The 13,371-nt window shown below is 69.7% G+C and carries 11 protein-coding genes; 5 read left to right on the forward strand and 6 right to left on the reverse strand.

Going from position 1 to position 13,371, the window contains the following annotated elements:
- Positions 1-117 precede the first annotated feature (117 nt).
- Positions 118-4,035 (forward strand): DNA helicase, encoded by a 3,918-nt coding sequence (locus tag ACT3UE_RS03990; RefSeq protein WP_444566279.1) that lies wholly within the window; start codon positions 118-120, stop codon positions 4,033-4,035.
- Here ACT3UE_RS03990 and cpaB read toward each other — a convergent pair.
- The 3 genes from cpaB to ACT3UE_RS04005 all read right to left on the reverse strand — a co-directional run bounded on the left by cpaB (position 4,032) and on the right by ACT3UE_RS04005 (position 5,888).
- On the reverse strand, positions 4,032-4,718 hold the full coding sequence (gene cpaB / locus ACT3UE_RS03995) for a Flp pilus assembly protein CpaB (protein ID WP_444554243.1): 687 nt from the start codon (positions 4,716-4,718) through the stop codon (positions 4,032-4,034). The genes ACT3UE_RS03990 and cpaB overlap by 4 nt on opposite strands.
- A gap of 103 nt (positions 4,719-4,821) precedes the next feature.
- Entirely contained in the window at positions 4,822-5,196 is a 375-nt protein-coding gene (locus ACT3UE_RS04000) for an FmdB family zinc ribbon protein (RefSeq protein ID WP_444554242.1), read from the reverse strand.
- Between the two features lie 92 nt (positions 5,197-5,288).
- On the reverse strand, positions 5,289-5,888 hold the full coding sequence (locus tag ACT3UE_RS04005; protein ID WP_444554241.1) for a 5-formyltetrahydrofolate cyclo-ligase: 600 nt from the start codon (positions 5,886-5,888) through the stop codon (positions 5,289-5,291).
- Between the two features lie 117 nt (positions 5,889-6,005).
- Here ACT3UE_RS04005 and ACT3UE_RS04010 point away from each other — a divergent pair, with 117 nt between their 5' ends.
- The 3 genes from ACT3UE_RS04010 to ACT3UE_RS04020 all read left to right on the forward strand — a co-directional run bounded on the left by ACT3UE_RS04010 (position 6,006) and on the right by ACT3UE_RS04020 (position 8,985).
- Positions 6,006-6,632 (forward strand): GNAT family N-acetyltransferase, encoded by a 627-nt coding sequence (locus ACT3UE_RS04010; protein WP_444554240.1) that lies wholly within the window; start codon positions 6,006-6,008, stop codon positions 6,630-6,632.
- Between the two features lie 94 nt (positions 6,633-6,726).
- Complete coding sequence (locus tag ACT3UE_RS04015) at positions 6,727-7,707, forward strand: hypothetical protein (RefSeq protein ID WP_444554239.1); 981 nt, start codon at positions 6,727-6,729, stop codon at positions 7,705-7,707.
- 33 nt (positions 7,708-7,740) lie between these two features.
- Positions 7,741-8,985: a phosphotransferase gene (locus ACT3UE_RS04020; protein WP_444566280.1), complete on the forward strand. Its 1,245-nt coding sequence runs from the start codon at positions 7,741-7,743 to the stop codon at positions 8,983-8,985.
- Here the strand turns inward: ACT3UE_RS04020 and ACT3UE_RS04025 are convergent, their stop codons facing one another.
- Together ACT3UE_RS04025 and ACT3UE_RS04030 are read right to left on the reverse strand one after the other, a co-directional pair.
- On the reverse strand, positions 8,986-10,869 hold the full coding sequence (locus ACT3UE_RS04025) for a hypothetical protein (protein WP_444566281.1): 1,884 nt from the start codon (positions 10,867-10,869) through the stop codon (positions 8,986-8,988).
- A 100-nt stretch (positions 10,870-10,969) separates the two neighbouring features.
- Positions 10,970-11,449: an Lrp/AsnC family transcriptional regulator gene (locus ACT3UE_RS04030; RefSeq protein WP_444554236.1), complete on the reverse strand. Its 480-nt coding sequence runs from the start codon at positions 11,447-11,449 to the stop codon at positions 10,970-10,972.
- A 168-nt stretch (positions 11,450-11,617) separates the two neighbouring features.
- Between ACT3UE_RS04030 and ACT3UE_RS04035 the strand changes: the two genes are divergently transcribed.
- Entirely contained in the window at positions 11,618-12,862 is a 1,245-nt protein-coding gene (locus ACT3UE_RS04035; RefSeq protein WP_444554235.1) for an MFS transporter, read from the forward strand.
- A gap of 4 nt (positions 12,863-12,866) precedes the next feature.
- Here the strand turns inward: ACT3UE_RS04035 and ACT3UE_RS04040 are convergent, their stop codons facing one another.
- A complete protein-coding gene (locus ACT3UE_RS04040; RefSeq protein ID WP_444554234.1) occupies positions 12,867-13,352 on the reverse strand; it encodes an Lrp/AsnC family transcriptional regulator in 486 nt (161 codons plus the stop codon).
- Positions 13,353-13,371 lie beyond the last annotated feature (19 nt).

Below are 13,371 nucleotides of genomic sequence, written 5' to 3' on the forward strand. Positions count from 1 at the left end.
GGGTCGCGTACCTTAAGTAGTGGCGTGCGCCGAGGATCGCGCACCGGCCGATCTCCATCACCCCGCGCCGGGCGGGTACTGAGGGGGGGGACCAAATGCAAGGAAGGTGGTGTTCCGGTGGTAGGGACGCAACAAGGCGAGGCAGCATTGACCGATTGGCTGGAGAAGCTCGGTCCGGGGGCGGGTACCGACACCCTGTTGCGCTTTGCCGGTTCGACGTCCAACTGCATCGACATCACCCACGCCCATCCCTCGGGGCTGGCCCAGTTCCTGGCCGGACGGAGGACCCGGCTGTCCATGTTGTTGCGCGACGTCGACGCCTATAACCAGGGTCGTCGCACCGCCCGGGCCCTGCGCGCGAAGATCCGCGAGTTGTCCGAGGACCGCGGCATCGACGTGGGCTACCTGGCCTCCGGCGTGGCGACCTGGCGGGCGGTACAGGACGGCCGTTCCGAACAGTTCAGCGCCCCGATCATGCTCGGGCGGATCTCGCTGACCCAGCGCGAAGGCCAGGAAGAGGACGAGGTCCAGCTGGCCGGCCGGGCGCAGGTGAATCCGGCGCTGGTCCGCTATTTCCAGGAGCAGCAAGGACTGGACATCGACGTGGAGGCCCTCGAGGGCGCCGCATACATGACCGCCCGTTTCGATCCCCGCCGCGCGCTGGACACGCTGCGCGAACAGGTGGCCTCCCTTCCCGGAACGGTCATCGAACACCGGCTCCTGGTTTCGACCTTCGCCGATCTGGCCGATCCCGCCGACCCCTCGCTCATCGATACCACCCATCCGGTCATCTCCCGCTTGCTGGCCGAGGACGCCGGCGAGGACGCCGGTGAGGACGTCGTCGTGGACGAGCCCGAGGTCACCGTCCTGAGCAGCGACGAACGCCACCCCGCGGATGAGGCCCTGGTCCTGGACGCGGATGCCAGCCAACAGGAGGTCCTGGACCTCGTCGACGCAGGGGAATCCGTCGTCGTCTCCAGCCCGCCCGGCACCGGACAGACCCAGACGGCCGTCAACGCCGCGGCCATCCTTGCCGGCCAGGGCAAACGCGTGCTCGTCGTGGCGGAACGCCGGGACACCTCCCGGAGCCTGACGGAAAAACTGGCCGAACTCGATCTGGCGTCGATGGCCCTGCGGTTGTCCCCGGAGGTCGGACCGGAGGAACTGCGTGATCAGTTGACCCAGGCCATCCTGCGCAACGAACGAGCCACCGAACCACAGCTGGGCCAGCTCCACCAACGCCTCACGGAGCACCGCCATGCCCTGCTGGACCACGTGAACTCGTTGCATGACGTGCGCAGCCGGTGGGGCTGCTCGCCCTACCAGGCCATGCAGGAACTGGCCCGCCTGACCTCCATGGAACCGGCGCCCGCCACCTCGGTGCGGCTCAAACGCTCCGTCCTGGACAGCATCAGCGACCGTGAGGAAACCGCGGTCCGCCTGCACCGGGCCGCCGAGGTCGGCAGCTTCACCGCCTCCACCGCCGACAGCCCCTGGTACGGAGCCCGCCTGCGCAACCGGCGGGAGACCGACGACGCGCTGGAGATCGCCAGCTCGCTGGCCGAGGACCTGCCAGAACTGCACGCCCGGATGCTCAAGGTCGCCGAACATTCGGAGATCACCTTGGGGGAGACCTTCGTTGAATGGGGTGCCCAGCTGGACCTGCTGGTGGCCGTGCGCGGATCGCTGGATAAATTCGAGCCCGATATCTTCGACCGTTCGGTCGAGGACCTCATCAGTGCCACCGCCAGCTCCTCCTGGCGCCGTGAACGCGGCATCGAAATGAGTTCGATCACGCGTTCACGACTACGCCGGGTGGCCAAGGAATACGTGCGCCCCGGCGTGCACATCTCCGATCTGCACCACTCGATCATCGAGGTGCAGCAGCAGCGCGAACTGTGGAACAGCTATGCCACGAGCCAGCGCCACCCCAAGGTCCCCACCGGGCTGATCGAACTGAACAAGGCCTACCTCGATGCCGCCGGGCGGATCGCCCGGCTCGACGAATCCCTCGCCCCCGTGGACGCCGATGACGAGCTGCAGCATCTGCCCCTGGGTGACCTGGTGACCCGGCTGAAGGAGCTCGTCGACGACGAGAATGCCCTGCACGTGCTGCCCGAGAGGACCCTGGTCCTGGAACAGCTGCGCGAACAGGGACTCGGTGAACTGCTCGAGGACCTGGCCGAACGCGAAGTGGTCGCCGAGGAGGTGGCCGCCGAGCTGGACCTGGCCTGGTGGCAGTCCGCGCTGGAGGCGATGATCTCCGGTGACGAATACCTGGCGATGTCCGACGGCGCGAGCCTGCGCCGGCTCGAGGCCGAATACCGCCTCGCCGACAACGCCCACATCGCCTCGGGCGCCTCGCGGCTGCGCTGGCAGCTGGCCCAACGATGGAAGGCCGCCCTAGCTGACCACCGGGCCGCCTCCCGGGAACTCCGGGCCCTGCTCAAGAACGGCGAACCAACCCTGGAGGACGTCGCCGGCCTGGGCGTCGGCCTGGTCAACGCCCTGGTCCCCGTCTGGGTCGGCTCCCCGCTGCTGATCCCGGCCGTCGTCCCCGAGGACGTCGAATTCGATGCCGTGATCCTGCTCGACGCCGATGCCTTGTCGTTGCGTTCGGCGGTCGGCTCGATCAGCCGTTCCGGACAGGTCATCGCCTTCGGCGACGCCATGCTGGGCAAACCCCGCGGTTTCAACGTCTCGGTCGATCCGACCGCCTCGGCCCGGGCGCCCCACGAACCGGCCAGCACCTTCGAGGAACTCTCCACCGTGCTGCCGCTGCGGCGCCTGCGGACCGTCTATCGCGGAGTCGATGAGGGACTGACCGAAGCGTTGGGTCGCGCCTACTACTCGGGCTCGCTGCACCGGCTGCCGGCGGCCCGGGCCATGTCCGGCGGAACGCCTTCGTTGTCGGTGGATTATGTCCCGGACGGGACCGGGATGCCCGGTTCCGGCGGCGAATCCGTGGAGACGACCGTCGCCGAAGTCAACCGGATCGTGGATCTGGTCTTCAGCCACATCCGTCGCCGCCCGCACCGCTCCTTGGCCGTGATCGCCGCGAACCAACGTCATGCCGCCCGGATCGCCGAGGCGATTTCGCTCCAGCTGCCCAACCACCCCTGGGCCCAACCCTTCTTCAAGGAACGGGTGGAGGCCTTCCAGGTCTCCTCCGTCGAACGTGCCCACGGTCTGGTCCGCGATGCCGTGATCTTCTCGCTGGGCTACGGCCGGACCCCGCATGGCAAGAGCCTGCATGACTTCGGCGCGCTGTCCTCCGAACGAGGCGACGAACTTTTCGTGACCGGGGTGACCCGTTCGCGCGATCTGTTGCATCTGGTGAGTGCCGTGGCCCCGGAGGACATGGACATGGACCGGGTGACCGGCGGGGCACGCCAGTTCATCGAACTCGTCGGCCGCGTCCTCTCCGGCGAATCCGGGGTCACCGGTGACGGGCATCCTCTGGAGGACCCGCTGGTGGCGGATCTGAAGGAACGGTTGGAAGCGGCAGGGGCCATCGTGAAGGAACGCTACCGTGGCGTGCTGGATCTGGCCGCCCAGGCAGCCGATACGAGCCAAGGCGCCGAACTGCCGTTGGCCGTCGTGTCCGACGGGACCGAGGAATACCGGAACATGACGGTGCGCGAACGCAGCCGGCTGCGCCCGCAACTGCTGGAGACCATGGGCTGGCGGTACATCCCGTTGTGGACGATCGACGTGTTCTCGGACCCGGCGAGCATCGCCTCGACCATGGCCCGCTCCCTGGGGCTGGACGATCCGGCAGCTACCGCACACGACCGGGAGGATGAGATGGAATCGCACGCACAGGACCACGACCGGACCGGCCAGGCGGAGAACCCCGCCGGCCGGCACGCCGCCGATCCGGGAGCCGGTGCTCCGGCGGACCGGACCGCGGGCCAGGGGAGCGAGCCGGTGCTTCCGACCCGTTCCGGCGACGACGACCCGCACGGTTGGGGCGATGGCGAAGGAAACCACGACCAGTGGTTGCGCGAACAGCGCCCGCCGCACTGGGGCTAGGAGGAACCGGGGCCGACGAGGACCAGGAAGATCCGTCCCCGGGCGGCGGCCCCCGCCAGAGCGGCCGAATCCTTTTGTGAGGCGGCAACGACCACCATGCCCGCCGATTCACCCGCATCCAACCAGGTGTCGGCGGCACCGGTGGGCACCCACAACACCGGGACCCCATGGGCGATCACTTCCGAATCAACGGCGCGCTCGTAGCCGTTGCCTTCGCTGAGGACGACGTCGACCAGCTGGCCGGGGGAGAGCAGCCCGATCGTCTCGGGATCACTGGGGCGAACCGGCACGGCGACCGTCCCGGAGGCCGTACCGGTCAACAGTCCGGGTCCGACCAGCATGGCCGAAGCCAGCGGTGACCCCGACGCCGCCGGAAAGGCCAGTTGTTCCCCGGTGACGGCTTCGACGTCGTCCAGGACACCAGGGGGCAGGGCCTCACGGGCCAGTTCGACGATCCGCACGGAGGTGGCGTCCAAGACGGCTCCCGAGGGCAGGTCCCGGGCCGCGACGACGACGGCGGAGGTCTCGGTGTGCTCCGGGGCCAGTGCCGATAGTGAAACGGCGACGGTCAACGCCGCCAAGGCGGCCACCAGCGGGCGGCGGTAGCGGGCCAGGACCTCACGCCAGGATCGTCGATATCCACTGGTCCGGCCGGACGCGGCACGACGCTCTCTGGTTCTCATGCCTCCAGTAGGCCCGGAGTCGGCCGTCCGGGGCGACCCGGAGACCGCCGGTTGTGGACGAAGCCGGCCCCCAGGGGAGACCGCGGCCCCTGTGAGGTGTCCGTCAGGAGTTCGTGGAGACCTTCTGCGCCGATGAGGCTCCGGAGGACCCGGAGGATCCGGAGGATCCCGTGGAGGAGGAGTCCGTAGAGGTGCCCGAGGAGGAATCGGAGGACGACTCCGACGTCGACGCGGAGTCCGACCCGCCGGCCTTGGTCCCGGAGGTGGAATCCTTCGTCGCCGGGGAGGAGCCGTTGGAACTGTTCCGTGAATCGTTCCGGTAGAAACCGGATCCCTTGAACACGACGCCGACGCTGTTGAACTTCTTGCGCAGCAAGCCATGGCACTGGGGGCATTCGGTCAGCGAATCCTCGCTGAAGGACTGCACGGTGTCGAAGGCGTGGCCGCAATCCTTGCAGGCATAGGCATAAGTGGGCATTGTCTTCCTTCATTGCACTGGTCTCGGCGGAGGGCCGGTGCGGTCCATCGAGGCCTTCTTGGCACTCACATCCGTCGAGTGCCAATTCTACCTCATGCGGTGCGCGGAGGACCGATCCAGGTGATTCCCGAGGCGGTGAGGACCCCGTCCACCGGCTGGTCCAGTTCCCCGACCTCGAAGGTCCCTGCCGGGACGAGCTCGTGCTCGTAGACCATGGCCAACAGCACCGGCCGGGTTCTGCGCTCGGCCAGCGAGGCGATGAAGCGGTCGTAGTATCCGCCGCCCTGGCCCAGCCGTCCACCGTCGGGATCCACGATCTGGGCGGGGACCAGGACGACATCGACGTCGTCCATGACCTCCACCCCGTGGCGTTCCCCGACGGGTTCGTCGATCGGGGCCACCGTGGCCCGGGCCATGGGAACCGAGGGGTACCAGTCGGCCCACGACAGTTGCCGCCCCGGCTCGCAGATGGGGACCAGAATCCGGTGTCCCAGCCCATGCAGCCGGTCCAGCAGTTCCGCGGTGGGTGGCTCGGAGCCGAAGGACAGGACCGAGGTCAAGGTGTATCTCCGGTCCCGGCCCAGCCAATCCAGCAGGACCGCGGCGATGCCCCTGGCTTCCTGCCGGCGTCGTTCGGGATCCATTTCACTGCGCAGGGTCCGGAAATGCGTACGGGCCGCCGCCTTGCTCATCGTCTCCACTCCTCGATGGTAGGACAGCAGAGGGCCGAAGCCGAGGGCAGGGACCGCCCGATGAAGCACCCCTGCGTCGAGGCCTCCGAACCGCGGTGCTGAGGATAAGCTGGGGGCATGGGATTCGGGACCGGTTCGTGGCCGGTGGTACTGGAAAGCGACGATCTTCTCCTGCGGCCGCTGCGCTACCGGGACAAGGCCGAATGGATGGCGTTGAAACGGCGCAACGCCGACTGGCTGCAGCCCTGGGAAGCCACGTCCCCACGTCCCGAGGGGCCGTTGCCGAGCTACCGGGACATGATCGCCTCGCTCAACCGCCAGGCCCGGGCCGGATTGACCCTTCCGTGGGCGATCGGCCTGCGCACCAGCGACCGACGCGAACCGACGATGGTCGGCCAGCTCACCGTCTCGGGCATCCTCTGGGGGTCGGCGCTGAGTGCCTCGCTCGGGTATTGGGTGGATGGCCGGTACGCCGGCCGGGGGATCACCCCGCATGCCGTGGCCCTGGCCACCGACTACTGCTTCTCGACGTTGGGACTGCACCGGATGGAAATCAACATCCGCCCTGCAAACGCCTCCAGTCTGCGCGTGGTGGACAAGCTCGGATTCCGGGATGAGGGTGTCCGCGAACGCTTCCTGCACATCGACGGCGCCTGGTGCGACCACCGGGCCTTCGCGCTGACCTCCGAAGAGGTCCCCGAAGGACTGCTCCAACGGTGGCTGGGCGACGCCGCCACCCGCTGAACCGCAGGTCATGCAGGGGTCCGGGACCGACTTCGGAGCGGACACACCGGGGTCAATGCCGCCCCCTGCGCGGTGGGCCACGTAACGTCGAGGTGTGGACATCCAAGTCGAAAGCTCAGTGGTCCTGGCGGCCATGATCGCCGTGCTGCTCGCCTTCATCGTCCCCTCACTCATCCGTCGCGGTCGGCGAACCGGCGAGCCCGCCTTCGTGCTCGCCTCGGCGCCCGACGAAGCACTTACGTCCGGCCCCGACCGGCTGGACGAAACACCGGCGCCGGACGGCCCGGACCCCGCCGAGGGCCCGCCGACCCAGGCCCCGACGACCAGCCCAGCCCACGACACCGAACGTCCCCGGAGGAACACCATGGCAACGCCCGCACGGACCCGGACCGCCGCACCGACCACGGCGGGTTTCCGGATCCGATACGGCCGGCTGTCGATCGCCCTGGCCGGCGTCCTGGCCGCGCTGGCGCTGGTGGTCGGTGGACTGTTGGCCCCCTTCGGGATCCTCTCTGGGCTCGTCCCGCTCATCGGGGCGATCGTGCTCGTGGGATCCTTCATCGGACTGCGCGTGCTGGCCGTGCGGGATCGCCGGCGCAAGGTCCTGGCCCGCATGGACGCGATCTTCCACGAAGCCATGGACACCCGGCCGGCCGAACCGGTCGTCCGGCACCAGGCCACGGAGGTCTTCGACGCCCGGGAACAGGAGAACGCGCAGGCTTCGGCCCCCGCAGCCCACGGCACCGTCCGTCACCACGCACCGCTCGCGGCCCCGACCGCCCCGGCGACCTGGGAACCGGTCGCCGTGCCGAAGCCCACCTACGTCGGAGCCGCCAAGGCCGAACGCCCCGCCCCCGAGCCGCTGCCGGCCGGCGAGGAGAAGAAGCCGCAGAAGGCCACCAGCATCCTGGCGCAGACCCGCCTCGCCGAGCAGGAGGCCCAGCTGGCCGAACGGGCCGAGCGCGCCGAACGGGGCGGGGAACTGCCCGCAGTGGCCGAGGCACCCCGTCGTCGTCCCGCGGCACCGGCCGGCGGGATGAACCTCGACGCCGTCCTGCAGCGCCGCCGGGCCTGAACCGGCGGGTAGCCGACACCGCGGTCCCCACCCATGCAGCCCGGATGGTCCGACGCCGAACAGGCAGAGGCCCTGGGCCGCCACGCACCGACACTGATTGCCCGGGTCTGGGCGGACCACTTCGACGCCCGGGTGGCCGGAACGGCCCGCCAGGTCCAGTTCCAGTTGCGGCCCGGCGCCGGGGCCAGCGCCGTCTACTCGCTGCGTCGCGGCACCACCGAGCATTTCGTGGGCCTGAGCACCGAACGGCTGGAGGCATCGCCGGGGCTGCGGCGTAGCGATGTCCCCGGTCCCGTGGGAGTGGACCGGGCGAGGATCCCGTTACGGATCTCCAGTTGGCTCCATCCGCAGGACCCCCGGCTGCCGGGCCTGGCCCATGCCGGGGTCGCAGCCACCGCCGAACGGCTCTGGGGTGGTGGTGACCGTCTGACGGATCTGCGGACCATGACCTACCGCCCCTTGCGCCGGGCCGTCTTCCGCGCTGATTTCTCGACCCCCGGGCCGGTGGTGGCCACCCGCAGGGTGTATTTGAAGGTCCTGCGGGCCGGGCAGGCCGAACCATTGGTGTTGCGCCACCGGCTACTGGCCGACGCCGGCCTGCCCGTGGCCGACGTGCTCGACCCGGTGGCCCATTCGGTCGTGGCCACCGCCGGGCTCCCCGGCACCGCGCTGGGCGCGGCCATGCGCCTGGAAGGAGCCGGCGGGGTGCACCCGGCCACGCTGGTGTCCCTGCTGGACCGGCTGCCCGCCGCGGTGCTGGATCTTCCCCGCCACCCGTCCTGGACGGACCGACTGTCCCGCTACGCCCACGCGGCCGGTAGCGCGCTGCCGGAGGAACGCCGGGGGATCGCCGCGCTGGCGGACCACCTGCGCCTGGTCATCGACGCGCACGACGCCGGACCGGTGGTTCCGGTGCACGGGGACTTTTACGAAGCCAATCTGCTCATGGACGGCCCCGCGGTCAGCGGGCTCCTGGATCTGGACTCGGTGGGACCGGGACACCGGGTCGATGACCTGGCCTGCCTGCTGGGACACCTGGCCATGATCCCCGCGCTCGGGGGCAGGAACTTCCGACGGGAACGAATCATCTGGTCGACGCTGCAGGCGTGGGGCACCGAATTCTCTCGGGAGGTGGAGGCCGGCTCCCTCTACGCCCGGGCTGCAGCCGTGGCGGTGTCCCTCATCGCCGGGGCCAGGAGGCCGGGCATGCGGACCTGGAACCGGGAAGCACTGGCCCGCCTCGACGTGGCCCGGCAGCTGGCCGAACTGGCGCAGTAGCTAGCCGGGTTCAGGGTCCTCCGGGGTGCCCTGCGGGTCCGGACCTTCCACCGGGTCCTCCGGGTCGGTGGCGTTGGCCCCGGTCGTGGGGGCGGGATCGTTGCCGTCCCGGGGTTCCTCGTCGTCCTCCGGCTCGTCGCGGTCATAGGTCTCCTGCGCCTCCACGAGGGCCCGGTTGGCCAGATCCGCGGCCTCCTTGGCCTGCACCGGCAATCCGAGGGTGGTCAGGACCTCGGAAAGGCCGCGTTGGGCCGCATAGAAGTGCGCGACGCTCTGGCGGTGTTCGGCCGCGATGAGCCGGTACAACTGGATGGCCTCGTCCCCGCGGTCCGTCTGGGAGAGCACATGGGCGGCAAAGAGCTCGGCGTTGCCGGCCCCGTCGGAGTCCTCGGCCACCCGGAAGAGGTCGGCGGCCTCCAAGGCCGCGGCCACGGCTTCGGTGGGGTAGCCCAACGCCCAGAGTGAGCGGGCCCGGGTGTCCCGGAAGTCCGCTTGATGCCAGTCGGCCCCGTCGTCGTCCGCGAGTTCGATCGCCTCGGCCAGGATGACCAGACCGGTGGGGTCCCCGCTTTCGGACAGGGCGTGGCCGTAGGCGTGCAGGGCCACCGGCAGGACGGTCGGATCGTCTTCGCAGGCGCGCGCCAGCTCGGTGGCGCGGGAGAAATGGGCCAGGCAGGCCCCGGGGTCCTCGGCGTCCGAGAGCAGGGTGCCGGCGCTGAGGTGGGCGCGGGCGGCATCGCCGGCCAGACCGGAGGCCTCGAACCCGGCGGCGGCCTTCTCCCAGACCTGCAGGGCATCCACCTCGCGATCCTGGTGCCGCAGGCAATGCCCGAGGGACATCAGCGTCCGGGCGGCGTCATCCTCCCGTCCGCGGGCTTCCAACAGCTGGGCCAGCGATTCGAGGACCTCCTCGGCGAGCAGGAACTCCTCGGCCTCCAGCAGTTGGTTGCCCAGGGCCAGACGGATGGCCCAGGTCTCCTCGAATTCTCCGCGTTCGGCCTGCTCGACGGCTATCCGCCAAGCGGTGATCGCAGCGTCCTGGTCCAGATCGGCCGAGGCGAAGTTGGCCACCAGGGCGGCGGCGGAGATCGCCCCGCGGCGCACCCCGGAGGCCGAATACAATTCCAGCGCCTCGACGGCGCAGCCCTCTGCCTCCACCGGATGCCCCAATTCGTGGTGGCAGGAGGCCTTGACCATCCAGATCGCCGCCCGCATCGCCTGGTTGGTCCGCAGGGCCAGCAACCGGTCGGCGGCCTCGATGGCCTCGGGCTGCCGGCCGTGTTTGGCGAAGCCGTGGGCCAGGTACAGCAGCGCCCCGGCCTCGCTTTCGGCACGACCGCCATCGCGGTAGTCGTCGGCACAGCGCTGCAACTCCTCCAAGGCGGATTCGTCGCCGCCCTCGAAGCGGACCACGGCCAGGGGGAGCCGGGCATCGGCCAGGACGTCGGCGTGGGCCCCGGAGGCCGCATGGGTGGCCAGGGCGGCCTGCAGGATGGCGGTTTCCTCGGGACGGGGCTCGCGGAAGAGCAGCCCGCCCAGATGTTCCTCGAGATCGGCCTGATGGGTCCGGCCGGCAGAGCGCAACAGGACGATCCGCCGGGCGGCGGCCTCCTCGGCGTCGGAGATGTTGCCATCGAGCTGCTGGACCGAGGCCAGGACCCCGAGCAGCGACAAGGCGGTCTCGAGGGCGGGGGAGTCCTCCCCGGTCGCGCAGACACCCTCCCCGGTCGCGGGGGCCCCTGCCAAGAGGGGGCGCAGCAGATCGAGTCCGGCGGCTGCGGCGCGCGCGGCCCCCGGATGGTCCTCCGAATAGGCGCGGTCGTAGGCCAGCTCAAGCCAACCGTGGGCGGTGGCGGGCGAGGCCAGCGGGTCCGGCTGCGGCATGCCGGAAATCTCCTGCAGCCGCTGTGTCAATGCCGACAAGTACCTGATTCTCCCAAGTTCTGCGTTTCGTTCGTTCCCGGGTGGCCGGTGGCCTTCCAGCTTAGTGCCTGCCCGGCCCGGCGAGGTGCCGAAGTAGTGGTTCGGCGCGGTACGGGATGTGTTCACTCAAGGCCAGGGAGGTCTCGGTGCGGATCACCCCGCGCATGCGCAGGATCGAGCGCAACAGGCTTTGCAGGTGGTGGGTGTCCCGGGCGACGACCCGGCACCAGACGTCGCCGCGCCCGGAGATCTCATGGACCTCCAGGACCTGCTCCTGGGTGCGCAGGGCGGCGATGACGGAATCGAGCTCGCGGTGGGAGACCTCGATGGTGATGAAGGCCAGCACGTCGAATCCCAGCGCCGCCAGATCCACTTCCCGTCCGCCATGGCGCAGCACCCCGGTCCGGTCCAGGCGTTTAAGCCGGGACTGCACGGTGTTCCGGGCGACCCCCAAGGTGGTGGAGAGGTCCCCGATCTGGGCCCGGGGGTCCTCGAGCAGGGCCAGCACCAGACGCAATTCGAGTTCATCAAAAGTAGCCATAGTGCGTCCCAGTAGATCACATTGACAATAAATTTTGATCAAAACCATCAATTTTGAACTTCTATATGTACTATTTCGGCTCATCCTCACCCAGAATGGCTACTCGAAGGTCAAAGCGGGACATCCACCGTTCAGGCCGCCACCGCCCGACCCACCCTGTGAGGCCTCGTGACCGTCATCAGCGAACTGCGCATGCGCGCCCAGCCCACCGCCTCCACCCGCGGTTGGAACGCCTCCGTGAAGGCGCGGCTGCTGCTGACCTTCGCGGCCATGACGCTGTTGCTCATCGGGGCGAACCTGGCCACGCCCTTGTATCCGCTGCTGCAGGAGCAGCTCGATCTGGGGCCTTTCGCGGTGACGCTGGCTTTCGCCTCCTACGTGCTGGCCCTCATCGCCGGACTGGTGCTCTACGGTCACTGGTCCGATCACATCGGCCGCCGGGCGGCCCTGGTGGTCGCGGTCCTCGTGGGCCTGGCCGGCTCGCTGGTCTTCGGCATGGCCTCCGGACTCGGCGGACTGATCTTCGGCCGCATCCTGCAGGGGGCCGCCGTCGCCCTGTGCACCGGAGCCAGCAGCGCCGCCCTGCGCGAACTGCTGCCCCGCAACCCCGAATGGGCCAGCCGGCTGACCCTGCTGGCCTCCGCGTCCGGGGTGGCCGCGGGCCCGGTGCTCGGCGGCGCGCTCGGCGTGTTTCCCCGGCCGGACCTCACGCCGTTCCTGCTGCTGGGGTTCGCCCTGCTGCTGGTGCTGGTGCCGTTGTGGGTGCTGCACGCCCGCCCCGCCCTGGACCCGGCCCCGGGGGCGGCAGCCGTCAAGGCCCTGCGTCCGCGCCGTCTGGGCCCCGTGGCCGATGCCCGGGTGCAGTTCCGCCGGGCGGCCGCCATCGGGTTCCTGAGTTTCGCACTCTTCGGCTTCGGCCTCTCACTGGCGCCCCGCTATTTCGCCGACCTGTTCGGGATCACCTCGATGCTGGGCATCGGCACGTTGGCGGCCCTGACCCTCATGGCCTCGGCCGCCGCCCAACTGCTGGGGCGCTCGCACCGGGGGTTGCTGCCGGTGGCGCTGATGGTCATGGCCACCGGGATCGTACTGATCGCCGTCGCCGGGTCCGTGCGCAGCCTGCCGCTGCTCATTGCCGCCAGCCTGCTCGCAGGGGCCGGACAAGGCACCGCCTTCCGCACGGCCTTCAACGACGTCGCGTTGGCGGTGGAACCTTCCCAGCACTCCCAGGTCATCAGCACCGTGTATGTGGTGACCTACCTGGGCAGCGCCGTCCCCGTGCTCTGCCTCGGCCTGGTCGCCGGGCTCATCGGCCTGCCCGCAGCGGTGGCCTGGTTCGCCGGGATCATCGGCGCCGGCTGCCTGGCGGTGGCCATCAGCGTGCTGGCCCACCGCCGACCCGCGGCCGCCTAAGGCCTCAAAGCGGGCCGGCCTGCCCCTGGACGTGGTCGAAGACCAACGTCGTCTCGGTATGGCCGACGGCTTCATCGGTGGCCAGGTTGTCCAAGACCCAATCGCGCAGGGCCTCCGTGGAGGGGACCGCGACGTGGAGCAGGTAGTCGGTGCCGCCGGAGACATGGAACATCGACAGGACCTCGGGCAACTGCGGAACCCCACCGGTGAACCGGTCGATCTGCACCCGGTCGTGGATCCGCAGCTTCACCGCGATCAACGCCTGGACGCTGCGCCCGACGGCCGGTAGGTGCAACCGGGCATGGTAGCCCTCGATGATCCCGCGCTCGACCAGCTGGCGGGTGCGCAGCAGGGCGGTCGACGGAGCGATTCCGGCCCGCTGGGCCAACGCGGCATTGCTGATGCGTGCGTCGGCGAGCAGTTCGGTGATCAACACACGGTCGACCTCGTCCAACGGGGCGTTTCCCAGGGGCTTCTTGGCGGCAGGCATGCCAATATTCCACCACATG

The sequence above is a fragment of the Arthrobacter sp. 179 genome, assembly GCF_052379645.1.
Lineage (GTDB): Bacteria > Actinomycetota > Actinomycetes > Actinomycetales > Micrococcaceae > Arthrobacter_H.